We start from the raw sequence: 22724 nt of genomic DNA, 5'->3' as shown, positions 1-22724 counted from the left end.
GCGCTTCCCTTCCGGGAGGCGCGGCCGCCGCCGTTCTCGTGGGCCGCGGGGCGGCCCGCGGCGCCGTGTTCGATCGGATGTTCGCCGTGCGACCGGATCTTCCCGAGTCGAAAACCAGGACAGATGCCTGCAAACTGGCCACGTCGGGATCTTCCCGGCTCCTGTGGGGAGGAGGTACGGGAGTGCGCGCGAGGCCGAGCCGGACGCTGTCGCTGCTGTTCACCTCGGTGATCCTGACCGGACTCCTGGGCCCCGGCGCGCTCGCGCAGCCCGCGGGCGGGGAACCGGCGTACGGCCCCGAGGTGGTCGCCCCCGCCGTGGTGGACCTCGCCGACCTCCCCGCCGAACCCCCCGTACAGCCCGCGCGGCCCGACACCGAGGACCTCTTCGGTGCCGACTGCGACACCGAGATCAACGGCTCGCAGGTGACGGCGCACTGCCACAACGGCTATCCGCAGACCGACCTGGTGCGGCTGCACGTCGAGTGCGACCGCTGGTGGGACCTGGACGGCGACGGCGCGGCCGTGGCCGTCGGCCCGGCCGGCCGCGTCGAACTCGTCAGCCGCTGCTGGAAGGAAGTGCGCTCGGCCTGGGTCAGCCACCAGCGGCCGTGAGCGCCCGGCGCGTCCCTGGCGCTCCTGCCGCTCCTGGCGCTCCTGCCGTTCCGCCGTTCCTCAGGCGGTGCCCTTGCCGAGGCAGGTGAAGGGATAGCCCGCCGCCTCCGAGGCGGCCGCGTCCCCGTCGCCCCGCCGGATCGCCTCGATCAGCCGGGCGTGGTCCATGTGGGCGGAGGGGTGCAGCTCGGTCCCGACGTCCGCGCGCAGCCAGTCCGCCACCAGATCGCCGAGGTCCGCGTACAACTCGACCAGCACGTCGTTGTGCGAGGCCGTGACCACCGCCATGTGCAGGCTCACGTCCGCCGCGACGAACAGCTCCGCGTCCCCGCCCGTCCAGGCCTCCTCGCGCCGTGCGAGCAGCGCGTCCAGCTGTGCGAGGTCCCGCTCGGTGCGCCGCTCCGCCGCCAGCCGGGCCGCCGAGGACTCCAGGGTCGAGCGCAGCTCCGCGATGTGCCGCGGCTCCGCCGCGGCGAAACGGCGGTGCATCACCCCGGCCAGCTCGCTGGTGGCGATGACGTACGTACCCGAGCCCTGCCGGATGTCGAGCAGGCCGTTGTGCGCGAGCGCCCGCACCGCCTCACGCACCGTGTTGCGGGCGACGCCGAGCAGCTCCACCAGCTCCGGCTCGGTGGGGATGCGGGCGCCGACCGGCCACTCGCCGGAGGTGATCTGGTTCCGCAACTGGGAGATCACCTGGTCGACGAGCGCGGAGCGCCGTGGCGAGGTCAGCGGCATGTGTTCCTCTTCGTTCCACTGAAGACGGCTGGACAACCAATCATCCCATGATTCTATGATGGTTGAATGTCCGACGAAGAAATCCAGACCATGTACCGCCCGCCGGTCGTGCGCACCGCCCCCGACCAGCCCCTTCCCACCCCCGTCCACGTCGCCCCCACGTGGCTCGGTCCGGTGCTCATCGTCGGAATCGTGCTGGCCGCCCTCAACCTGCGGCCCGCCATCACCAGCCTCGGCGCGCTCTTCGAGGAGACCCGTACGGGCCTCGGCATGAGCGGCACCGTCGCCGGACTCATCACCTCCGTCCCCGCCCTCTGCTTCGCCGTCTTCGGCGTCACCGCGCCCCGGCTCTCCCGCCGCTTCGGCCCGGCCGCCGTCGTCTGCGCCGGCATGGCCGCCGTCGCCGCGGGCCTGCTGATCCGGCCCTTCGCGGGCGGCGCCGCCGGCTTCCTCGCCGCCAGCGCGCTGTCCCTGGCCGGCATAGCCCTGACCAACGTCCTGCTCCCGGTGATCGTCAAGCGCTACTTCCCGGACCGGGTCGGCACCATGATCGGCCTGTACTCCATGGCGCTGGCCGCCGGCACCTCGCTCGCCGCCGCCGCGACCGTCCCGCTGACCGGCGCCCTCGGCGGCAGCTGGCGCACCGGCCTGCTGGTCTGGGCCGTGCTCGCACTGGTCGCCGTACTGCCCTGGCTGCCCATCGCCCGCGCCTCGCGGCGCGCCGCACGGGTCGAGGCCGCGGCCGCCGGCTCCGGCGAGGGGACCGCCGTGCCGGCCGACACCGGCCCCCGGGTCGTCCGCAGCCGCACCGCCTGGGCCCTGGCCTGCTACTTCGGCCTCCAGGCCACCGGCGCCTACATCACCATGGGCTGGCTCCCGCAGATCTTCCGCGACGCCGGAGTCTCCGCCTCCACCGCCGGCGTGCTGCTCGCCGTCACCATGGTCATGGGCGTCCCGCTCGCCTTCGTCATCCCCGGCCTGGCCGGCCGGATGCGCAACCAGGGCCCCATCGCCGTCACCCTCGGCCTCTTCGGTCTCGCCGGGTACCTCGGGCTCTACTTCGCCCCGGCCGCGGGCGCGTGGGCCTGGGCGCTCCTGCTCGGCGTCTCCAACTGCGCCTTCCCCCTCGTCATCACGATGATCGGGCTGCGCGCCAAGTCCCCGGCCGGCGTCGTCAAGCTCTCCGCCTTCGCCCAGAGCGCCGGCTACCTCATCTCCATCCCCGGCCCCCTGGTCATCGGCACCCTCTACCAGCACAGCGGAGGCTGGGACCTGCCCCTGGCCCTCATGGCCGGACTGCTCGTCCCGCAGATCGCGCTCGGAGTCCTGGCCGGACGGGACCGCACGATCGAGGACGAATGCGGCATGGGAGACTGAGCGGCATGTCGCCCGTACTTGAACCGAACCCGCAGCACGGCCGAAGGAAGCTCGGCCTCGTGCTCGGCGCGATGCTCGTCGTGACCGTGATCATCTCCGTCATCGCGTCGATCGCCTCCCCCTGACCGGCGGACCGGTGGGGTTATCCCCACCAACCCCTAGGGGGCCAGGGTCAGGGTGAACTGGGGTGCGCCCCGGATGGGAACCGCTCCTTCGAATCCATAGGTTCGAAGGAGCGAGCCAGTCCCGTCAGCACCCCCGGAGGCGGCCATGTCGGCCCCCACGCACACCCGCTCCCTCCCGTCCGCCCCCCGGGCCGGCGCGCGGGCCACCGCCGGCGCCCGGCACGGCGCCGACGCCCGTCTGCACTGGTGGGCGCTGGCCCTGCCCGCGCTCGCCTTCGGCCTCCTGCTGCTCCTCCTCGCCGGATCCGGGGAGGCCCACGCCGCCGCCGGCGAGGCCACCGGACTGATCCACGTCACCCAGCAGCTCCTGCGCGCCGTCGGCTGAACCACGTACGCCCGGGATGCGCCGGGGTGCGCCGGAGTCTGCTCCACCAGCGCGCGGAGGCCTTCAACACCCTGCGCCCCGTGGCCCGTTTCATGCGAAGCTGGGAGCCATGAGCGCCGACACAACCCGCAGGATCGCCCTCCTCCGGCACGCCAAGGCCGACTGGCCCGAGGTGTCCGACCACGACCGCCCCCTGGCGGAACGCGGCCGCAAGGACGCGCCGGCCGTCGGTCTGAAGCTCGCCGAAACCGGCATCGCCTTCGACCTGGCCCTCTGCTCCACCGCCGCCCGCACCCGCGAGACCTGGAAGCTCGCCGTCCAGGAGATGCCGCACCGGCCGAAGACCACGTACGAGGAGAGGCTCTACGACGCCTCGCTGGGCGAGCTCATCGCCCTGCTGAACGAGACCTCCGACGAGGTCGCCGACCTCCTGGTCATCGGCCACAACCCCGGCATGCACGCCCTCGCCGACGCCCTCTCCGGGGGCGCGAAAAACGACACGCTGGCGCGGATGACCCGGACCGGATTCCCGACCGCGGCCCTCGCCGTCGTCTCCTTCACCGGCTCGTGGAAGTCCCTGGAGCACGGCGTGGGCACGCTGGTCGACTTCTGGACGCCCAAGGACCACTGACCGGACCGGGGGACCGGGGGCACTGACGAGGGAGGGCCCCGGCGGCCTGCGCGGCTGCCGGGGCCCTCCCGTGTCGTACGGACGGACGACCCGCAGATCAGGCCAGGTCGGCGGCTTCGATCTCCTCGCGGGTGATCCCGAGCAGGTACAGCACCGCGTCGAGGAAGGGCACGTTCACCGCGGTGTGCGCGGCCTCGCGGACCACCGGCTTGGCGTTGAAGGCCACGCCCAGCCCGGCCGCGTTCAGCATGTCCAGGTCGTTGGCGCCGTCGCCGATGGCAACCGTCTGCGACAGCGGCACGTCGGCCTCCGCGGCGAAGCGGCGCAGCAGCCGGGCCTTGCCCGCACGGTCCACGATCTCGCCGGTCACCCGGCCCGTCAGCTTCCCGTCGACGATCTCCAGCGTGTTGGCGGAGGCGAAGTCCAGCCCCAGCCGCTCCCGCAGGTCGTCCGTCACCTGGGTGAAACCGCCCGACACCACGCCCACCTGGTAGCCGAGCCGCTTGAGCGTACGGATCAGGGTCCGGGCGCCCGGGGTCAGCTGCACCTCGGAGCGGACCTTGTCGACGACGGAGGCGTCCAGTCCGGCCAGCAGCGCCACGCGGGCGTGCAGCGACTGCTCGAAGTCCAGCTCGCCGCGCATCGCCCTCTCGGTGACCTCGGCTACCTCGGCCTCGCACCCGGCGTGCGCGGCGAAGAGCTCGATGACCTCGTCCTGGATCAGGGTCGAGTCCACGTCCATGACGACCAGGCGCTGGGCCCGGCGGTGCAGTCCGGCCGAGACGACGGCCACGTCCACGCCGATCTGCGCGGCTGCGGTGGCCAGCGCGGTGCGCAGGGGCTCGGTCTCGGTGCCGGACACGGCGAACTCCACCGCGGTCACCGGGTACTTGGCGAGCCGGAAGATACGGTCGATGTTGCCGCCGGTCGCGGTGATCCTGGCCGCTATGGCCGCCGTGGACTCGGCGGTGAGCGGGTGCCCGAGCACGGTGACGTGGGACCGGCCGCTGCCGCGCGGCCGGTTGTCGCCGGTACCGGAGAGGATCTCGGCCTGCAGCTTCAGCGACTCGGCCCAGCTGTGGACGGTGGCCCGCAGCTCGCCTTCGGCGCCGTCGGCGGGCTTGGTGACGAGGGCGCACAAGACGATGCGGCCCCGGGTGACGACCTGCTCGATGTCGACGACGTCGACGGAGTAGGCGGCGAGGGTGTCGAACAGCCCGGCGGTGATCCCGGGACGGTCCTTGCCGAAGATCTTGACGAGGAGGGTGGGGACGTCGGAGGTCTGCGAAGCGCTCATGGTGTCCTCACCGTATCTTCCCAGCCCCGGGGACAGGACCCCCGTCCCACCTCTTGAACGCGCCGCGCTCTTCCTCGACCCGCTCCGTCCGCCGAAGCCGGGGCGGTCACCGCGGCCGCGGCGGCGGCGCTCACCGTGGGGGAGGCGGGGTCACCGGCATCCCGGCCGCGCCCGGGATGCCGGTGACCGGTCACGTTCCCGGAGCCGTGCGGATCCAGGTACGGGTACCCCCGGCCCGTCGTCGCCCCCCGGCCGTACGCGACCGCGGGCGCGCCGGGATCCAGCCCCGCCGACCCGGCCGGGGTCGGGGGCGAGCCCCACCCCGGCATGGACCTCCGGCGGCGCCGACCCGCCTGCCGCGCCGCTCTGCCTGCGGTGCTGCCGCGCGTGCCGCGCTGGCCGCTCCTGCTGCCGCGCCTGCCCCGTGCCTGCCGCGCCCTGCCTGCCGTGCCGCCGCTCCTGCGGTGCTGCCGTGCCTGCCGCGCCCGCCTCCGCGCCTGTCTGCCGTGCTGTCGTGCGTGCCGCGCTGGCCGCGCCCGCCGCCGTGCCTGCCGCGTCCGCCCGCCGCGCCGCCGCTGTTGCGCCTGCCGTGCTGGCCGCGTCCGCGCGTCCGCTGCCGCGCCTGCCCCCGTGCCTGCCGTGCCTGCCGCCGCGCTGGCCGCGCCCGCCTGTCGTGCCGCCGCTCCTGCCGTGCTCGCCCGCTGCCTCGCCTGCCTGCCGCGCCCCACGCTCCGGCCAGCGTCAGCGCCAGGGCGAGCGGGACGGACCCGCGCAGTTCCACCCCGGCATCCACCGCGTCCATCCTCAGCGCCGCCGACGAGGCATCCGCGGAGAATCCCGTCAGCCGCACCAGGCCCGCCGGGGGCCCGCCTGGCCACGGCCGACAGCCGCGCCGCGCCCCCTTGCGCCCCCGCGTCCCGGAGTCCGTACGGCGGCCGGCACCCCGCGTACGGCCACAGCAGCGCCGCGACCGCGACCAGCAGCCGGACCCGTCCGTCGTCCACTCCGCCAGGCGGGCCACCGTCCCCAGCTCGCGAGCGGAGCCGGCCAGCAGCTCGTTCAGCGGATCCGGCAGCAGCCGGGCCGGCGCACCCGAGGCCGCCCGCTCAGCGGGGCGAGCCCGAGAAGAACCCCGCCAGACCCGTCTCCCGGAGTTCGTCCCGCGGGCGCCCAAGCGCGCCCCTGCAGCACCCGCCCGGGGCGCTCATCGCCCGCCGTCGGCCGCCGGCCCGGCCACCGCCACCAGAAACACCGGCACCACCGGCACCACCATCGAGTCGGCCGGCCGCAGCCGCGTCGGCGGGGCGGGCCCGCGCCGCGAGACCGGCAGGGTCGGGGGCCAGTACCACCACCGCCCACACCCCCGCGCCCCGCAGGGTCGGTCCCGGCTCCACCGAGAACCCCACCCGGGGCCCGGGTCCCGATCAGGACCCCGACGCGGTCCGGGAGCAGCCCGCCGATGTCCCCGGTCCCGGGGATCTCCACCTTCGCCGGGGCCTTTCGGCAGCACCGCCCCGTCGAGGGTGACCACGTCGTGCCCGGCCACGTCGGCGCGCCCAGCTGCGGCGACGGGCAACGCCGCGACCAACCACCACCCGGGCGGGCCGTGCGGCGCATGAGCGGTCCCCCGATGCCCGCCGAGCGGAGCGGTCCGGGCGGACGCCGGCGTGAGAAGCCCGGGCGAGAAGGCTGGGCGAGAAGTCCCCTATCTCACTCTCCGGGTGACTTTCGCCCTCGTCAACGGCCAGTCCTGGGCGCCCCGGCAAGGCCCGGATTCCACATGTGGCCTTGGGCCTGAAATAGTTCCCCCGGATGTTCGCCATCCCTAGACTCCCTGACGTCATGGGGGATTCTCGGGGGACTTAAGTGGGGCTGGAGTGCCGGAACTCGTACTGGAATTGAATGGAAGGACCTGGACGCTCGATCCGTCCAGGTCGTACTCGCTGGGGCGTGACCCCCAGGGAGATGTGGTGATCGATGACGCCCGGGTGTCCTGGCGTCACGCCACCATCAGCTGGAACGGCCGTGGTTGGGGCATCGAGGACCACGGCAGCACCAACGGCACCTATGTGCACGGAGCCCGGGTGCAGCAGGCCGAACTCGTGCCCGGCACGCCGGTCCACCTGGGCAACGCCACCGACGGCCCGCGGCTGAATCCCATCGGAGCCGCGGCGCCCCAGCCGGCCGTGGCCCAGCAGGCCCAGCAGGCCCCGGCTCAGGCGTACGCCCAGCCGCAGGCACCCGCGTACCAGGCGCCGCAGCAGCAGCCCCAGCAGCAGGCCTGGGAACAGCAGCAGCACGCGCAGCAGCAACCGCACTTCCCGCACCAGCAGGGTGGCGGCGCCGCCGCCGCGGCCCGCCCGGCGCAGGGCGCCGTCCCGCAGCACGGGGGCGACCGCAGCCCGACGACGTTCCACCAGCTGTCGCTGGGTCACGTCATGCGGATCGGCCGTGCGCTGGAGAACGAGCTGGTGGTCTCCGACCTCCAGGTCTCGCGCCACCACGCCGAGTTCCGCTCGATGCCCGGCGGCCGGTTCGAGATCCACGACCTCGGCAGCCACAACGGCACCTACGTCAACGGTCAGGCGCTGCCCAAGTCCGGTACCGCGATGCTCGGTCCGAACGACATCGTCGGCGTCGGCCACTCGACGTTCCGGATCGTCGGCGACCGCCTCGAGGAGTTCGTCGACACCGGCGAGGTCTCCTTCTCGGCCCGCCACCTCACGGTCACGGTCGACGGCGGCAAGCAGATCCTCAAGGACGTCACCTTCGGCGTCCCGGAGAAGTCGCTCATCGGCGTCATCGGCCCGTCGGGCTCCGGCAAGTCGACGCTGCTCAAGGCGCTGACCGGCTACCGGCCCGCCGACCAGGGCGACGTCCTCTACGACAACCGCAACCTGTACAAGCAGTTCGCGGAACTCCGCCAGCGCATCGGCCTGGTCCCGCAGGACGACATCCTGCACAAGGAACTGAAGGTCAGCACCGCCCTCAAGTACGCGGCCAAGCTCCGCTTCCCGGGCGACACCGCCGAGTCCGAGCGCGAAGCCCGCATCAACGAGGTGCTGCGCGAGCTCAAGCTCGACATCCACAAGGACAAGAAGATCACCTCGCTCTCCGGTGGTCAGCGCAAGCGCGTGTCCGTGGCCCTGGAGCTGCTCACCAAGCCGTCGCTGATCTTCCTGGACGAGCCGACCTCCGGCCTCGACCCGGGCATGGACCGCGACGTCATGCAGCTGCTGCGCGCCCTCGCCGACGACGGCCGCACCGTCCTCGTGGTCACCCACTCGGTCGCCGAGCTGGCCATCTGCGACAAGCTGCTGGTCATGGCCCCGGGCGGTTCGGTCGCGTACTTCGGCCCGCCGGACGAGGCGCTGAACTTCTTCGGCTACACCACGTGGGCGGACGTCTTCTCGGCCTTCGAGAACTACCGGGACTACGACTGGGCCGGCCGCTGGAAGGGCTCGCAGCACTACCAGCTGTACGCCGCCGACATCGACGCGGTCGCCCCGCAGTCCGTCGCGATGCCGTCGCCGCAGCAGATGCGCCCGCCCAAGCCGCAGGGCTGGGGCTCGCAGCTCTGGACGCTGATCCGCCGCTACGTCTCGGTGATCGCCTCCGACAAGGGCTTCATCGGCCTGATGCTGATCCTGCCCGCGGTCCTGGGCGTGGTCTCCACGGTCATCCCCGCGACCTTCGGCCTCGCGCCGCCGAAGCCGCCGTCCCAGTTCAACGGCGACGCGGGCACGATCATGCTGATCCTCTGCGTCGGCATGTGCTTCTCCGGCGCCGCGAACTCGGTCCGAGAGCTGATCAAGGAACGCGTGATCTACGAACGTGAGCGCGCGACGGGCCTGTCCCGGTCGGCGTACCTCATGTCGAAGGTGATCGTCCTCGGCATCATCACGGCCATCCAGGGCGTGATCATCTGCGCCATCGGCTTCACCCCGCGCGACCTGCCCGCCGAGGGCCTGCTCATGCCGCCGGCCGTCGAGCTCTGCCTGTCGGTCATCGCGCTCGGCTTCACCTCGATGATGTTCGGCCTGGTGATCTCCTCGCTGGTGAAGACCGCCGAGAAGACCATGCCGCTGCTGGTCATGTTCGCGATCGTCCAGGTCGTCTTCACCGGCATCCTCTTCCAGGTCTACGACTCTCCGGGCCTGGAGCAGTTCGCCTGGCTGATGCCGTCCCGCTGGGCCGTCGCCGCCGCCGGCACCACGCTGAACCTCGGCAAGCTCATGCCGCCGTGGGACCGTGACAACCCGACCAACACCGACCCGCTCTGGGACGCCACGGTCGGCCAGTGGAGCCTGAACATCATCATCCTGCTGCTCATCGGCATCGCCTGCGGCTTCGCGGTGCAGCGTCTGCTGCGCCGCCACGAGCCGGAGGTCATGCGCGCCGGCAAGTAGTCCGCCGGCGAGCAGTCCGCGTCCGCGCGAAACGCCTCAGGGCGGCACCCGGTACTCCGGGGGCCGCCCTGAGGCGCGTGGGGGGAGGCTCTGATGCCGTCGGCGTCCTAGTAGGCGCTGTTGACGTTGTCCATCGAGCCGTAGCGGTCGGCCGCGTAGTTGCAGGCGGCGACGATGTTGGCGACCGGGTCGTACTGGTCGAACTTGGTGCCCTTGACGTGGTACGTCTTGAAGGTCGGGTAGATGACCTGGAGCAGACCCTTGCTGGGGATGCCGTTCTGGGCGTTGATGTCCCAGTTGTTGATCGCCATCGGGTTGCCGCTGGACTCGCGCATGATGTTGCGGTGGATCCCGGAGTAGGTGCCCGGAATGCCCTCCTTCTTCATGATGAAGAGGGCTTCCTTGATCCAGCCGTCGAGGTTGTTCGCGAAGACGGGGGTGCGGGCGGCGGAGCGGCTCGCGGCCGCCTTCTGCTCGCGGGCCTTCTTGGCGGCGGCCTCGGCCTTGGCCTTGGCCTCGGCGTCGGCCTTGGCCTTGGCCTTGACCGCGGCGGCCTTCGCGTTGGCGTCGGCGATGACCTGCTGTGCGGAGAGGTGGCCGTGCATGGCCTTCACCTGCGTGCCGTTCACCGCCTGGGCCCAGGCGACGGGGGCGGCGGTGACCGTCTCGGCCTCCGCGGCACCGGCCGGGACGAGGGAGAAGGCGACGGCGGCGGCGCTCAGCGTGGCGACACCGGCGATGGACAGCTTGTGTGCCTTCGTCAGACGACTGTGACCGGGGGTGCGGGAAGCAGACATGGCGGGGCAACCTCTTCGAATAGCGGGAGTCGCAGGAAGGCGCTTTGTGGATCCGGGGATCCGCGGTGCTGTGCGACGGGAGCAATTCTTAGCGGCGGCAAAATCCTGTGGCAAAGGTGTGACGTACGATCCCGCTTAGTGGATCACGGCCGCGCGCCGAGGCCGGATTCCAGGCCTCGGCGCTAGGTGCGCCCGCGCTGACAGGACCTTTACGTGTCCACTAGGGAGCTTCGTAAGTGATGTGGGTCCTATGCCCGGGCTCACATCGGGCATGTAACAGTCTCACCCCATGTTGCTGGAGCAACGCATTCAGTGAGCGGTCTCCTCCTTGAGTAGCAGATGGAGGTCACCGAACTCGTGCCAGAGGCACAGGCGGGCCACCGCCTCCGCATACCCGAGCTGTACGGCCGCACGCCCCGCGACCGCCTCCAGCATCAGCAGGTGGGACGCCCGCGGCTCGTGCAGCCCGGTCAGCAGCCCGTCCACCACCCGCACCCCGCGCTCCGGAGTCACCACCAGGTCCGTCCAGCCGGCGGCCGGGCGCACCACTCCCCGCATGTCCGCGGCGGACTCCAGGGCCCGCACCGCCGTGGTCCCCACCGCGAGCACCCTCCCGCCCGCCGCCCCGGCGGCGTTCACCAGCCGCGCGGTGGCCGCCGGCACCTCGTACCACTCCGGGTACGGCGGCTCGTACGCCTCCTGCGAGGACACGCCGGTGTGCAGGGTCAGCGGCGCGAACCGCACCCCACGGCTCACCAGCCGCGCCACGAGCCCGGCGGTGAAGGGCCGGCCGGCGCTCGGCATCTCCGCCGACCCCGCCCCGTCGGCCCGCGGCACCGCGAACACCGTCTGGTACGCCGACAGCGACTGGTCCCGCTCCGTGTAGGCGTAGCGGATCGCCCGCCCGTACGCCTGCAGCAGGCCGGGCACGCCCGCCCGTCGCCCGGCCGCCACCCCGGATGGGGGCGCTGCGCGCCGCCCCTCCTCCGGAGAGGGCCCTTCCTCCAGGGAGGGCCGCGCCCACCACAGCCGGTCCGCCCCCGCCGTGAGGGGCTCCTCCAGTACGAGGTGGTGCCCGCCCGGCAGCTCCACCACCGACCCGGCCGGGCCCCCGGCGCGCGGCCCGGCCGTGCCCCGCCCCGCCGGGGTCCGCAGCTCCACCGCCCACCGTCCCCCGTCGCCCCGGGTCGAGAAGTGCACCACCAGCGCTTCGCCGCCCAGCCGGGCGTCCACGGCGGCCGGCAGCGTGGCCGAGGTGTTGACCACCAGCACGTCCCCGGCGCGCAGCAGGTCCGGCAGCTCCCGGAAGGCGTGCAGCGAGGCCGCCGCACTGCCCCGCGAGAGCAGGAGCCGTACCGCGTCCCGGCCCAGCCCCGGCCCGCGCTGCTCGGCCGGCACCCGGGCCACAAGATGTGGCGGAATGTCCCTTACATAGGGACTCGTCTCTCGCTGTGTCGAGTGCCCGCCCACGGCCCCGCCCGCTGTTCCGTTCACCGTGCCGTTCACCGTTCCGGCTCCGCGCCCGCTGCCAGCCCCTCGGCCGTGTACCGCCCGCTCGGCAGCCCGTCCGCCACCAGCCGCAGCAGCACCGGCGCCACCTCCTCCGGCGTCGGCAGCCCCGCCAGGTCCTCCCCGGGCTCGGCCGCCGCCATCATCCGCGTCCGCATCGAACCCGGGTCCGCCCACCACACCCGCAGCCCCGGCTCCTCCACCGCCAGCACCGCCGACAGCAGGTCCCCGGCCGCCTTGGTGGCCCCGTACGCACCCCACGTGGCGTACGGGACCACCGCGGCGTCCGAGCTGATGTTCAGCACCGCCCCGGCCGCCGAGGCCCGCAGCAGCTCCAGCCCCTTCTGGAGGAGCCCCAGCGGCCCCACCACATTGACCTCGAAGGCCTCGCGCAGCCCGTCCAGCGGATGGACCGCCAGCGGCACCAGCGGCTCCGCCCCCAGCACCCCCGCGTTGTTCACCAGCAGGTCCAGCCCGCCCAGCTCCCGCGCGGTCGTCAGCAGCGCCGCACGGTGCTCCCCCGAGGACACGTCCCCCGCCACCGCCACGACCCTCCCCGCCCTCCCCGCGCCCTCCGCCTTCCCGCCCGTCGCCGCTGCCGACCGCTCCAGCCCGGCCGCCGCCTCCTTCAGCGCCGCCGCGCCCCGCGCACTCAGCACCAGGTCCCAGCCGCGCGCCGCCAGCTCCCCGGCCAGGGCCCGGCCCAGCCCCCTCGACGCCCCCGTCACGATTGCCACCGACATGACCGCACCCCTCGCCTTCCGTCCCGATCAGCAGATGTCCCCAACCTAGGAAGTCCGCACCCGCCGCCGCGTCGGCCGCCGGCCCCACCCGCACACGTCCGTTGGACCTACGTCCACCGCCCGATCCCGCAGGTCACGGGCGCCGGTACGGTGAGGCCATGACCGGTAGCCCCATGTACGGCGACCCCCGCAGCGGCCTCGCCGCCGTGAGCGCCGCGCTGCTCGCCATGAGCCGCCGCCTGGAGGTCCGCGACGTCCTGCGCACGATCGTCGTCTCGGCCCGTGAGCTCCTGGACGCCGAGTACGCGGCCCTGGGCGTCCCGGACGACCACGGCGGCTTCGCCCAGTTCGTCGTGGACGGCATCAGCGCCGAGCAGTGGCGCCGCATCGGCCCGCTGCCCCGCCAGCACGGCATCCTCGCCGCGATGCTCCACCAGGACGGCCCCGAGCGGCTGGCCGACGTACGCGAGGACCCGCGCTTCGAGGGCTGGCCCGCGGCCCACCCCGAGATGTCCGACTTCCTCGGCCTGCCCGTCCGGGACGGCGAGGAGACCCTCGGTGCCCTGTTCCTCGCGAACAAGAAGAGTGCCCCGGGCGGCAGGCGCGGCTTCACCGACGAGGACGAGGAACTCCTCTCCCTCCTCGCCCAGCACGCTGCCATCGCCCTCACCAACGCCCGGCTCTACGAGCGCAGCCGCGAGCTCACCATCGCCGAGGAGCGCTCCCGCCTCGCCCACGAGCTGCACGACGCCGTCAGCCAGAAGCTCTTCTCGCTGCGCCTCACCGCGCAGGCCGCCGCCGCCCTCGTGGACCGGGACCCGGACCGGGCCAAGGGCGAGCTCCAGCAGGTGGCCGTACTGGCGGCGGAGGCCGCCGACGAGCTGCGCGCCGCCGTGACCGAACTGCGCCCCGCCGCCCTCGACGAGGACGGTCTGATCGCCACCCTGCGCACACAGGTCCACGTACTCGACCGCGCCCACACCGCGCACGTCACCTTCGCCTGTGACGGCGTACGGGCCCTGCCGGCGACCCAGGAGGAAGCCCTCCTGCGGGTCGCGCAGGAGGCCCTCCACAACGCCCTGCGCCACTCGGGGGCGGACCGGGTCGAGGTCACGCTGGCCAAGGGCCCCGCCGGGGGAGCGGTCCTCAGGGTCGTCGACTCCGGCAAGGGCTTCGACCCCCGGGCCGTCCGCACCGCCGGCCGACATCTGGGCCTGGTCTCCATGCGGGACCGCGCCGGCGGTGTCGGGGGCCGGCTCACCGTGCACTCGGGGCCCGGCAAGGGCACCACGATCGAGATGGAGGTCCCCGGTGGCTGACACCCCCAGCCGGATCCGCGTGGTGCTGGTCGACGACCACCAGGTGGTCCGCAGGGGCCTGCGCACCTTCCTGGAGGTCCAGGACGACATCGAGGTGGTCGCAGAGGCCTCAGACGGCGAGGAGGGCGTCGCCCGCGCCGAGGAGCTGCGGCCCGACGTGATCCTCATGGACGTCAAGATGCCGGGCACCGACGGCATCGAGGCGCTGCGCAGGCTGCGCGAGCTGGCGAACCCGGCACGGGTGCTGATCGTCACCAGCTTCACGGAGCAGCGGACCGTGATCCCCGCACTGCGGGCCGGCGCCGCGGGATACGTCTACAAGGACATCGACCCCGACGCCCTGGCCGGAGCCATCCGCTCCGTCCACGCCGGCCACGTCCTCCTCCAGCCGGAGGTGGCGGCGACCCTGCTCTCCCAGGAGGAGCAGAGCCCCTCGGCCGGCCGGCCGGGCTCACTGACCGAGCGCGAGCGCGAGGTACTGGGCCTCATCGCGGACGGCCGCTCCAACCGCGAGATCGCCCGCGCGCTGGTCCTGTCCGAGAAGACGGTCAAGACCCACGTCTCGAACATCCTGATGAAACTGGACCTGTCCGACCGCACGCAGGCCGCGTTGTGGGCGGTCAGGCACGGACTCGCCGAATGACCGGCACGATCCGGACCGTCCCCTTCCGGGATGAGATTCATACGGTCGGGTGTATGTACCCCACATGGCGTATCCCGATCGCCGGGTGACCGTTCTCCATGGCGTGTCGCGACGGCTGGTCGCGGCAGACGTACTGGAGGACGAGAACGTGAAGAACTTCAAGAAGGCCGCAGCCGTCACCATGATCGCGGGCGGCCTCATCGCCGCCGGCGCCGGTGTCTCCTCGGCGCACGGCGGTGCGTCGGCGGAGGGCGAGGCCCTGAACTCGCCCGGCGTGGCCTCCGGGAACCTGCTCCAGGCCCCGGTGCACGTCCCCGTGAACGTGGTGGGCAACACGGTCACCGTGATCGGCCTGCTCAACCCGGCCTTCGGCAACACGGGTGTGAACGCCTGACCCCCGCCCGACCAGCGGCCCCGCTTCCACCCTCTCCCCGGGAAGCGGGGCCGCCGCCGTCCCCGCACGGCCGGGAGCCCCTCGGGCCCCAGAGCTGTGACCGGCAGGGTCCACCGGGTCGCGGCCCCCGGCACGGCACCTCGCCGCGCCGCCGGACCGCACCGGTACGTCCCGCACGGGCCGCGGCCCTCCGCTTAGCGGTGCCCCGCACCTGGGCCCCCTCCCTGGGGGTCCCACCCGGACGGAGTCTGGGGGAGGTAGCCGGGGGAGCGCCGCAATCCGGCACACCTCCCCGGCCACAGGACTAGCGGCCCCGCTCACGCTCCTCGACGGCCGAGTTGTACGCCGCGACGAGGGCCCGCCGGGCCACCCGCTCCACCGGCCGCAAGGCCTCGGCCCGCGCCGCCATCTCCGAGGCCGCCACCGCACCCCCGTGACCGTTCTCATACGCCAGCGACACCATCAGGTCCACCCGCTGCGCCAGCGCCAGCACCCGTACCGCCCGCGGCGGATACCCCGGAGCCAGGACCTCCCGCCCCGCCTCCGCCCGCGCCCGGTACGCCGAGAGCGCCGCCTCCGCCACCGGCCCCGACCCCGCCACGTCCAGCCGCGTCAGCACCACGGTCGCCTCGCGCAGCGCCTCCGCGAGCTCCCGCTCCGCCTCGCCCAGCGACGGCACGTCCGCCGGCGGGGCCTCGCGCACCGGCAGGCAGTGCCAGGTCACCGACACGTGTACATCCCCCGCGGGCCCGGCCTCGGACACCTCCGGCACGAGCCCCAGCGCCGCACCCACCCCGACGACCGCCTCCTCGGCCTCCAGCGCCCGGGCGTTGAACTCCGGCGGCCCGCTCAGCCCCAGCGGATGCCCCGGCGCGGGCAGCGCGACCCGCAGCCCGGCCACCCCCAGCGCCCGCATCCGCCCCAGCGCCAGCGTGAGACCCACCGGACCCGATTCCCCGGGCAGCCCCGCCACCCGGTGCACGGCGTCCTCGCCCACGATCGACAACACGGCCTCGTCGGGCGAGACCAGACCGGCCAGCAGCGCGTTCCCCCAGGCGGCCAACCGCCCTGAACGTGGTTCGAAAAGCATCCCTCAACTCTACGGACCCGAGCCATGGCCCGGCCCCGGCCCCGGACCCCTCCGTGAGTGGCGTAGGTTTTCCCCTGGGGCTGCGCCTGCCGGCGCACAGAGAACCGTGACTGCAAGGGGTGACAACACGCTCATGAGCGATGTTCTGGAGCTGGTGGACGTATCCGTGGTCCGCGAGGGCCGGGCTCTGGTGGACCAGGTCTCCTGGTCGGTGAAGGAGGGGGAGCGCTGGGTGATCCTCGGCCCCAACGGCGCCGGCAAGACCACGCTGCTGAACCTCGCCTCCAGCTACCTCTTCCCGACCAAGGGCGCCGCCACGATCCTCGGCAGCACCCTCGGCAAGGTGGACGTCTTCGAGCTGCGCCCCCGCATCGGCATCGCCGGTATCGCGATGGCCGACAAGCTGCCCAAGCGGCAGACCGTCCTGCAGACCGTCCTCACCGCCGCCTACGGCATGACGGCGACCTGGCAGGAGGAGTACGAGGAGGTCGACGAGCAGCGCGCCCGCGCCTTCCTCGACCGCCTCGGCATGACCGAGTACCTCGACCGGAAGTTCGGCACCCTCTCCGAGGGCGAGCGCAAGCGCACGCTGATCGCCCGCGCCCTGATGACCGACCCCGAGCTGCTGCTGCTCGACGAGCCCGCCGCGGGCCTGGACCTGGGCGGCCGCGAGGACCTCGTACGCCGCCTCGGCCGCCTCGCCCGCGACCCGCTCGCGCCCTCCATGGTCATGGTCACGCACCACGTCGAGGAGATCGCCCCCGGCTTCACCCACGTCCTGATGATCCGTCAGGGCAAGGTCGTCACCGCGGGCCCGATCGACCTCGAACTGACCTCCCGCAACCTGTCGCTCTGCTTCGGCCTCCCCCTGGTCGTCGAGCGCAACGGGAACGACCGCTGGACCGCGCAGGGCCTGCCCCTCGGTCAGTAAGAGCCCCCGCACCCTGTCCCGACCGCGCCCACCGGACCTACCATGACCATGTGGACGACATCGACGCATGGGTGTGGTGGCTCATCGGGGCGGTCGGACTGGGCATCCCCCTCGTCCTGACGGCGATGCCGGAGTTCGGCATGTTCGCCGTCGGAGCGGTGGCGGCGGCCGTCACGGCGGCCGTCGGCGGGGGAGCGGTGGCCCAGGTCCTGGTCTTCGCGACCGTGTCGGTCGCGCTGATCGCCGTCATCCGGCCGATCGCCAACCGGCACCGCGACCAGCGGCCCCAACACCGCAGCGGGATCGACGCGTTGAAGGGCCGGAGCGCCGTCGTCCTCGAACGCGTCGACGGCACCGACGGCCGCATCAAGCTCGCCGGCGAGGTCTGGTCCGCGCGCACCCTCGACGCGGACAGCAGTTTCGAGCCCGGCCAGTCCGTGGACGTCGTGGAGATCGACGGGGCGACCGCCGTCGTCATGTGACAAGCAGCCTGCTCGCAGCCCGCGGGTCTGCGAGACTCCGTTACAACGGGGCAGCACAGACAGCAGGAAGGGCACGGGGAACCGCATGTCATCGATCATCATCGTCCTGATCATTCTGGTGGTTCTGGTCTTCATCGCACTGGTCAAGACGATCCAGGTGATCCCGCAGGCCAGCGCCGCCATCGTCGAACGCTTCGGCCGCTACACGCGCACCCTCAACGCGGGCCTCAACATCGTCGTCCCGTTCATCGACTCGATCCGCAACCGGATCGACCTCCGTGAACAGGTCGTCCCCTTCCCGCCGCAGCCGGTGATCACCCAGGACAACCTGGTCGTCAACATCGACACCGTCATCTACTACCAGGTGACCGACGCCCGCGCCGCGACGTACGAAGTGGCCAGCTACATCCAGGCCATCGAGCAGCTCACCGTCACCACGCTGCGCAACATCATCGGCGGCATGGACCTGGAGCGGACCCTCACCTCCCGCGAGGAGATCAACGCCGCCCTGCGCGGGGTCCTCGACGAGGCCACCGGCAAGTGGGGCATCCGCGTCAACCGCGTCGAGCTCAAGGCCATCGAGCCGCCGACCTCCATCCAGGACTCGATGGAGAAGCAGATGCGCGCCGACCGCGACAAGCGCGCCTCGATCCTCCAGGCCGAAGGTGTCCGGCAGTCCGAGATCCTGCGCGCCGAGGGCGAGAAGCAGTCCTCCATCCTCCGCGCCGAAGGTGAGGCCAAGGCTGCCGCCCTGCGCGCCGAGGGCGAGGCCCAGGCCATCCGTACGGTCTTCGAGTCCATCCACGCGGGCGACGCCGACCAGAAGCTCCTCGCCTACCAGTACCTCCAGATGCTCCCGAAGCTCGCCGAAGGCGACGCCAACAAGCTCTGGATCGTGCCGAGCGAGATCGGTGACGCCCTCAAGGGCCTCTCCGGAGCCATGGGCAACTTCGGCCCCATGGCCGGCGGATCCGGGTTCAACCCGCAGAACACCGGCAAGGACGGCGGCACCATCCCCGCCGCCCGCGACAAGGACGCCGCGGACCGCCGCGAACAGCCCCCCATCGACTGAACGGCCCATCCCCTGCTGCATGATCAGTGAGGCCCCTCGACCTTCATGGCGGGGAGGCGACTCACTCATGCAAAGGGGATGGCCCAGTCCATGTCCACGTCTGTGCTCTCGATGTCCCTCTGGGAATCACTCGCGGTCTTCGCCGCCGGCATCGGCGCCGGCACCATCAACACCATCGTCGGCTCCGGCACCCTCATCACCTTCCCGGTGCTGCTCGCCACCGGCCTGCCGCCGGTCACCGCCAACGTGTCCAACACCCTCGGCCTGGTGCCCGGTTCCATCAGCGGCGCCATCGGCTACCGCAAGGAGCTCCAGGGCCAGCGCGCCCGCATCATGCGGCTCGGCGCCGTGTCCCTCGTCGGCGGACTCGCCGGCGCCGTCCTGCTCCTCACCCTGCCGTCCGACTCCTTCGACACGATCGTGCCCGTCCTGATCGGACTCGCCCTCGTGCTCGTCGTCCTCCAGCCCCGGCTCGCCGCCGCCCTGCGCCGGCGCCAGGAGGCCGCAGGAGGTGACACCGGCCACCCCGACGGCGGACCCGTGCTGTTGACCGGGATGCTGCTCGCCAGCGCGTACGGAGGCTACTTCGGGGCCGCCCAGGGCGTGCTCTACCTCGGCCTGATGGGCCTGCTGCTCCGCGAGGACATGCAACGGATCAACGCCGTGAAGAACGTCATCGCCGCGCTGGTGAACGGCATCGCCGCCGTCCTCTTCCTCTTCGTCGCCGACTTCGACTGGACGGCCGTCGCCCTCATCGCCGTCGGCTCCACCATCGGCGGCCAGATCGGCGCCAAGGTCGGCCGACGCCTCCCGCCGAACGCCCTGCGCGCGGTCATCGTCGCGGTCGGCGTCATCGCCATCGTCCAGCTGCTGGTCCGCTGAACGACGTAGCGGAGTTACGCCGCCCAGCGTCCCCGACTACGCCGTAGCCGGGGACAACCGGGGTACACGCCCTAGGCGGAGCGCTCCAGCCACTCCGGCAGCGCCTCCTGCCCGGCCACCCCCAGGGCGAGCAGCATGGCATCGGCCGGGGACGGCACGAAGGGCTTCCGGAGGAGCGGCATGCCCGCCTCTTCCGGAGTCCGGGCCGCCTTGCGGTGGTTGTCCTCGGCGCAGGAGGCCACCGTGTTCAGCCAGGTGTCCCCACCCCCCTGGGCCCTGGGCAGCACGTGGTCCACGGTCGTCGCGCGCTTCCCGCAGTAGGCGCACCGGTGTTGGTCCCGGACCAACACCCCCCTCCGTGACCAGGGAGCATGTCTTCGGAAGGGCACCCGGACATACCTGCAGAGCCTGATCACCCGCGGCATCGGAAGCTCCATGGTGGCCGCGCGCACGCGCAGCTCGGGATGCGACTGTTCGACCACGGCCTTGTCCTGGAGCACCAGGACCACGGCCCGGTTCAGCGTCACCGTCGACAGCGGCTCGAAGCTCGCATTCAGTACCAGCGTGTCCCGCATCTCGCCCACCTCCCGTGTGCAGGCCCGCGACCACCCTTGCGGCAGGGCCCGCGACCACTCTGGCCGCGCGCGCCACGCGGGACAACGCAATAAAAATGCCCGGTCCTGGCCGCCTTTAGACCAGGACCGGGCAAACACCGGGAGAAGAGATCAGCGCGCGGGGGACTCGTACTCGCCGATCAGCTGGGCCCGCCCGAGCGTGTGGAACCGCAGGTTGAACCCGACCACGGCGGGTGAGACGTCCCCGCCCGGGCCGAGCTTCTCCTGATCCACCGCGTACACGGTGAAGACGTACCGGTGCCGCTCCCCGGCCGGCGGAGCCGCCCCGCCGAAGTCCTTGGTGCCGTAGTCGTTCCGCACGTGCACGGCCCCGGCGGGCAGCCCCTCGAACTTCCCGCTGCCCGCCCCGGCCGGCAGCTCGGTGACCGAGGCCGGCAGATCGAAGAGCACCCAGTGCCAGAACCCGCTGCCCGTGGGCGCGTCCGGGTCGAAGCACGTCACGGCGAAGCTCTTCGTCCCCTCCGGGAACCCCTCCCACCGCAGCTGCGGCGAGACGTCCCCACCCGATTTCACCTGGGCGTCGCCGAGATCGGCACCGGGCGCCAGATCAGTACTGGTCACGGTGAACTCGTGCACCTCGGGATGGAAGTCGTGCGGAAGAGGAGCCCTGCTCTGCTCGGTCACTGCTGACCCTCCTGCTCGGATCGGATACGCGTACCGGTCCGAGCCTAGGAGCCTAGAACCAGTTGCGCTGGGAACCGACGGACGCGATCCACTGGTTCAGGTAGGCCGCCCAGTCGGTGCCCTGGTACGACTGCAGGCCCACCTGGAAGCAGCGGTAGGTGTCGCTGCCCTCGCTGAACAGCCCCGGCTTCTTGTCCATCTCCAGGACGACGTCCATCTCCCGGCCGTCCGAGACGAAGGTCAGCTCGACCTGGTTCAGCCCCCGGTACTGGGACGGCGGCAGGAACTCGATCTCCTGGTAGAAGGGCAGCGTCTGCCGCGTCCCCCGGATGTGGCCGCGCTCCATGTCCGCACTGCGGAACGAGAAGCCCAGCTGCCGGAACGCGTCGAGGATCGCCTGCTGGGCCGGCACCGGGTGCACGTTGATCGGGTCGAGGTCACCCGCGTCGACCGCACGCGCGATCTCCAGCTCGGTGCTGACCCCGATGTTCATCCCGTGAAGGTGCTGACCCCCGAAGTGGGTGATCGGCGTCTCCCAGGGGATCTCCAGCCCGAAGGGCACCGTGTGCACCGCGCCGGCCTGCACCTTGAAGGCGCCGCCGAGGCGCTGCTTGGCGAAGACGACGTCCTGCTTGTACTCCTGGTCGCCGCCCTCCACCTCCACCCGCGCCTGCAGTCCGATGGACAGCCCCTCGATCTGCTGTTCCACGGAACCGCCCTGGATCCGGACCTCGCCCTGGACGATCCCGCCCGGCACGACGTTCGGCTCTGTGATGATCGTGTCCACCGAAGCACCACCGGCACCCAGGCTCGCGAACAGCTTCTTGAACCCCATGCTCAAACTCCCCTTGAAGGATCTGGCGACTACGCCGCTACTACCGCTTGCGGAAACACGCTCTCAGACGCGGAACCCTAGGCCCCGGTTGCAGGTGTGCGCGTTCCACTACGCTCGACCGGATGAGCGCGCGTCCCGACCGTACGCCCCTGCCCCGGACCTTCTTCGACCGCCCGGTCCTCACCGTGGCTCCGGACCTCCTCGGCCGCACCCTGGTGCGCCGTACCCCGGACGGCCCCATCGAACTGCGCATCACGGAGGTGGAGGCGTACGAAGGGGAGTCCGACCCGGGCTCCCACGCCTTCCGGGGCCGCACGGCACGCAACGCGTCGATGTTCGGTCCGCCCGGACACGCCTACGTCTACTTCATCTACGGCATGTGGTTCAGCCTCAACCTGGTGTGCGGCCCGCCCGGCCACGCGAGCGGGGTCCTGGTGCGCGCGGGAGAGATCACGGTGGGCGCCGACCTGGCCGCCAAACGTCGACTTTCCGCCAGATATCCGAGAGAACTCGCCAAGGGTCCGGCTCGCCTGGCCACCGCCCTGGACGTGGACCGCTCCCTCGACGGCACCGACCTCTGCGGAGGCCTCGATTCCGCGCTCTCCCTCCTGACGGGCACCCCCACCTCGCCCGACCAGGTCAGCAGCGGCCCCCGCACAGGGGTGAGCGGCGCCGGCGCCGCTCACCCCTACCGCTTCTGGATCACCCACGACCCGACGGTGAGCCCCTACCGAGCCCACGCGCCACGCCGCCGCTCAACTTGACTCGGCCCTACCGGACGCCTAACGTAGCCCGAGCCGCTTGAACGGGTCACTGCTCTCAGCAGCCCCCGGAGCGGCCAAACCACCTCACTACGACATACCCCTGGCGGGGTCCAATTCGGCATGCCCGAATTCCCGGCCGGCGGCTCGATTATGAGCCGCAAGGGATAAGCGCTAATGTGGTGGAGCGCCGAAAGGCAAAGACCCCCAACGGTCACCGAATTCAAATCCAAACCGACTGCGACTTTCGAGAAGCAGGGCGCGGAAATGATCTGGTAGAGTTGGAAACGCAAGAACAGAACGAAAGCCCGGAGGAAAGCCCCAGTAAGTGTTACTGAGGGTGAGTACAAAGGAAGCGTCCGTTCCTTGAGAACTCAACAGCGTGCCAAAAATCAACGCCAGAAGTTGATACCCCGTCCACTTCGGTGGAT

The 22724-nt window shown here is 72.0% G+C and carries 24 protein-coding genes; 14 read left to right on the top strand and 10 right to left on the bottom strand.

From position 1 onward, the window contains the following. Positions 1-182: 182 nt before the first annotated feature. The gene (locus ACFCZ1_RS37120; RefSeq protein WP_376682716.1) at positions 183-614 is read left to right on the top strand and encodes a hypothetical protein; all 432 of its coding nucleotides are present in this window, start codon (positions 183-185) and stop codon (positions 612-614) included. Positions 615-674: 60 nt separating this feature from the next. On the opposite strand, the gene ACFCZ1_RS37115 is transcribed toward ACFCZ1_RS37120, so the two are convergent. After that, the gene (locus ACFCZ1_RS37115; RefSeq protein ID WP_376682720.1) at positions 675-1352 is read right to left on the bottom strand and encodes a FadR/GntR family transcriptional regulator; all 678 of its coding nucleotides are present in this window, start codon (positions 1350-1352) and stop codon (positions 675-677) included. A 66-nt stretch (positions 1353-1418) separates the two neighbouring features. On the opposite strand from ACFCZ1_RS37115, the gene ACFCZ1_RS37110 reads away from it, so the two are divergent. From ACFCZ1_RS37110 to ACFCZ1_RS37095, 4 genes are all read left to right on the top strand, one after another. Next, entirely contained in the window at positions 1419-2729 is a 1311-nt protein-coding gene (locus ACFCZ1_RS37110) for a CynX/NimT family MFS transporter (protein ID WP_376682715.1), read from the top strand. A 5-nt stretch (positions 2730-2734) separates the two neighbouring features. Continuing rightward, complete coding sequence (locus tag ACFCZ1_RS37105; protein WP_376682714.1) at positions 2735-2854, top strand: SGM_5486 family transporter-associated protein; 120 nt, start codon at positions 2735-2737, stop codon at positions 2852-2854. 145 nt (positions 2855-2999) lie between these two features. After that, positions 3000-3239, top strand: a complete 240-nt coding sequence (locus tag ACFCZ1_RS37100; protein ID WP_376682713.1) for a hypothetical protein — start codon at positions 3000-3002, stop codon at positions 3237-3239. A 109-nt stretch (positions 3240-3348) separates the two neighbouring features. Then, a complete protein-coding gene (locus ACFCZ1_RS37095; protein ID WP_376682712.1) occupies positions 3349-3870 on the top strand; it encodes a histidine phosphatase family protein in 522 nt (173 codons plus the stop codon). A gap of 97 nt (positions 3871-3967) precedes the next feature. Here the strand turns inward: ACFCZ1_RS37095 and serB are convergent, their stop codons facing one another. After that, positions 3968-5167 (bottom strand): phosphoserine phosphatase SerB, encoded by a 1200-nt coding sequence (serB, locus tag ACFCZ1_RS37090; RefSeq protein ID WP_376682711.1) that lies wholly within the window; start codon positions 5165-5167, stop codon positions 3968-3970. Between the two features lie 1877 nt (positions 5168-7044). Between serB and ACFCZ1_RS37085 the strand changes: the two genes are divergently transcribed. Then, a complete protein-coding gene (locus tag ACFCZ1_RS37085) occupies positions 7045-9576 on the top strand; it encodes an FHA domain-containing protein (RefSeq protein ID WP_376682710.1) in 2532 nt (843 codons plus the stop codon). Positions 9577-9683: 107 nt separating this feature from the next. Here ACFCZ1_RS37085 and ACFCZ1_RS37080 read toward each other — a convergent pair whose 3' ends face one another. The 3 genes from ACFCZ1_RS37080 to ACFCZ1_RS37070 form a co-directional block, all read right to left on the bottom strand. Beyond that, positions 9684-10373 carry a transglycosylase SLT domain-containing protein gene (locus tag ACFCZ1_RS37080; RefSeq protein WP_376682709.1) on the bottom strand — a complete coding sequence of 230 codons (690 nt, stop codon included), beginning with the start codon at positions 10371-10373 and terminating at the stop codon, positions 9684-9686. Between the two features lie 309 nt (positions 10374-10682). After that, positions 10683-11771 (bottom strand): S-adenosylmethionine:tRNA ribosyltransferase-isomerase, encoded by a 1089-nt coding sequence (locus ACFCZ1_RS37075; RefSeq protein WP_376682708.1) that lies wholly within the window; start codon positions 11769-11771, stop codon positions 10683-10685. Positions 11772-11875: 104 nt separating this feature from the next. Further along, complete coding sequence (locus tag ACFCZ1_RS37070; RefSeq protein WP_376682707.1) at positions 11876-12625, bottom strand: SDR family NAD(P)-dependent oxidoreductase; 750 nt, start codon at positions 12623-12625, stop codon at positions 11876-11878. A gap of 173 nt (positions 12626-12798) precedes the next feature. Here ACFCZ1_RS37070 and ACFCZ1_RS37065 point away from each other — a divergent pair, with 173 nt between their 5' ends. The 3 genes from ACFCZ1_RS37065 (at position 12799) to ACFCZ1_RS37055 (ending at position 14981) form a co-directional block, all read left to right on the top strand. Beyond that, positions 12799-13944 carry a GAF domain-containing sensor histidine kinase gene (locus ACFCZ1_RS37065; RefSeq protein WP_376682719.1) on the top strand — a complete coding sequence of 382 codons (1146 nt, stop codon included), beginning with the start codon at positions 12799-12801 and terminating at the stop codon, positions 13942-13944. Beyond that, complete coding sequence (locus ACFCZ1_RS37060) at positions 13937-14587, top strand: response regulator (RefSeq protein WP_376682706.1); 651 nt, start codon at positions 13937-13939, stop codon at positions 14585-14587. Before ACFCZ1_RS37065 ends, ACFCZ1_RS37060 begins: the two co-directional genes overlap by 8 nt. Before the next feature lie 148 nt (positions 14588-14735). Next, complete coding sequence (locus ACFCZ1_RS37055) at positions 14736-14981, top strand: chaplin (protein ID WP_376682718.1); 246 nt, start codon at positions 14736-14738, stop codon at positions 14979-14981. 304 nt (positions 14982-15285) lie between these two features. Here ACFCZ1_RS37055 and ACFCZ1_RS37050 read toward each other — a convergent pair whose 3' ends face one another. After that, on the bottom strand, positions 15286-16071 hold the full coding sequence (locus ACFCZ1_RS37050) for a hypothetical protein (RefSeq protein ID WP_376682705.1): 786 nt from the start codon (positions 16069-16071) through the stop codon (positions 15286-15288). Between the two features lie 133 nt (positions 16072-16204). Between ACFCZ1_RS37050 and ACFCZ1_RS37045 the strand changes: the two genes are divergently transcribed. From ACFCZ1_RS37045 to ACFCZ1_RS37030, 4 genes are all read left to right on the top strand, one after another. Beyond that, positions 16205-17002, top strand: a complete 798-nt coding sequence (locus ACFCZ1_RS37045; RefSeq protein WP_328924981.1) for an ABC transporter ATP-binding protein — start codon at positions 16205-16207, stop codon at positions 17000-17002. A gap of 50 nt (positions 17003-17052) precedes the next feature. Then, complete coding sequence (locus ACFCZ1_RS37040) at positions 17053-17484, top strand: NfeD family protein (RefSeq protein ID WP_376682704.1); 432 nt, start codon at positions 17053-17055, stop codon at positions 17482-17484. 85 nt (positions 17485-17569) lie between these two features. After that, positions 17570-18556, top strand: coding sequence for an SPFH domain-containing protein (locus ACFCZ1_RS37035; protein ID WP_376682703.1), 987 nt, complete (start codon positions 17570-17572; stop codon positions 18554-18556). Positions 18557-18667: 111 nt separating this feature from the next. Next, positions 18668-19438, top strand: coding sequence for a sulfite exporter TauE/SafE family protein (locus ACFCZ1_RS37030; RefSeq protein ID WP_376682717.1), 771 nt, complete (start codon positions 18668-18670; stop codon positions 19436-19438). A gap of 71 nt (positions 19439-19509) precedes the next feature. Here ACFCZ1_RS37030 and ACFCZ1_RS37025 read toward each other — a convergent pair whose 3' ends face one another. The 3 genes from ACFCZ1_RS37025 to ACFCZ1_RS37015 form a co-directional block, all read right to left on the bottom strand. Continuing rightward, the gene (locus ACFCZ1_RS37025; protein ID WP_376682702.1) at positions 19510-20013 is read right to left on the bottom strand and encodes an HNH endonuclease; all 504 of its coding nucleotides are present in this window, start codon (positions 20011-20013) and stop codon (positions 19510-19512) included. Positions 20014-20163: 150 nt separating this feature from the next. Continuing rightward, positions 20164-20697, bottom strand: a complete 534-nt coding sequence (locus ACFCZ1_RS37020; RefSeq protein WP_376682701.1) for a YbhB/YbcL family Raf kinase inhibitor-like protein — start codon at positions 20695-20697, stop codon at positions 20164-20166. Positions 20698-20749: 52 nt separating this feature from the next. Next, on the bottom strand, positions 20750-21532 hold the full coding sequence (locus tag ACFCZ1_RS37015) for a sporulation protein (protein ID WP_376682700.1): 783 nt from the start codon (positions 21530-21532) through the stop codon (positions 20750-20752). 122 nt (positions 21533-21654) lie between these two features. Between ACFCZ1_RS37015 and ACFCZ1_RS37010 the strand changes: the two genes are divergently transcribed. Further along, on the top strand, positions 21655-22296 hold the full coding sequence (locus ACFCZ1_RS37010; protein WP_376682699.1) for a DNA-3-methyladenine glycosylase: 642 nt from the start codon (positions 21655-21657) through the stop codon (positions 22294-22296). Between the two features lie 171 nt (positions 22297-22467). Here the strand turns inward: ACFCZ1_RS37010 and ACFCZ1_RS37005 are convergent. Then, positions 22468-22724, bottom strand: a 257-nt coding sequence (locus ACFCZ1_RS37005) for a hypothetical protein (protein WP_376682698.1), incomplete at its 5' end; no start/stop codon positions are given.

The sequence above is a fragment of the Streptomyces sp. NPDC056224 genome (assembly GCF_042267665.1).
Classification (GTDB): Bacteria; Actinomycetota; Actinomycetes; order Streptomycetales; family Streptomycetaceae; genus Streptomyces.
This window is presented reverse-complemented; position numbering and strand designations above follow the sequence as displayed.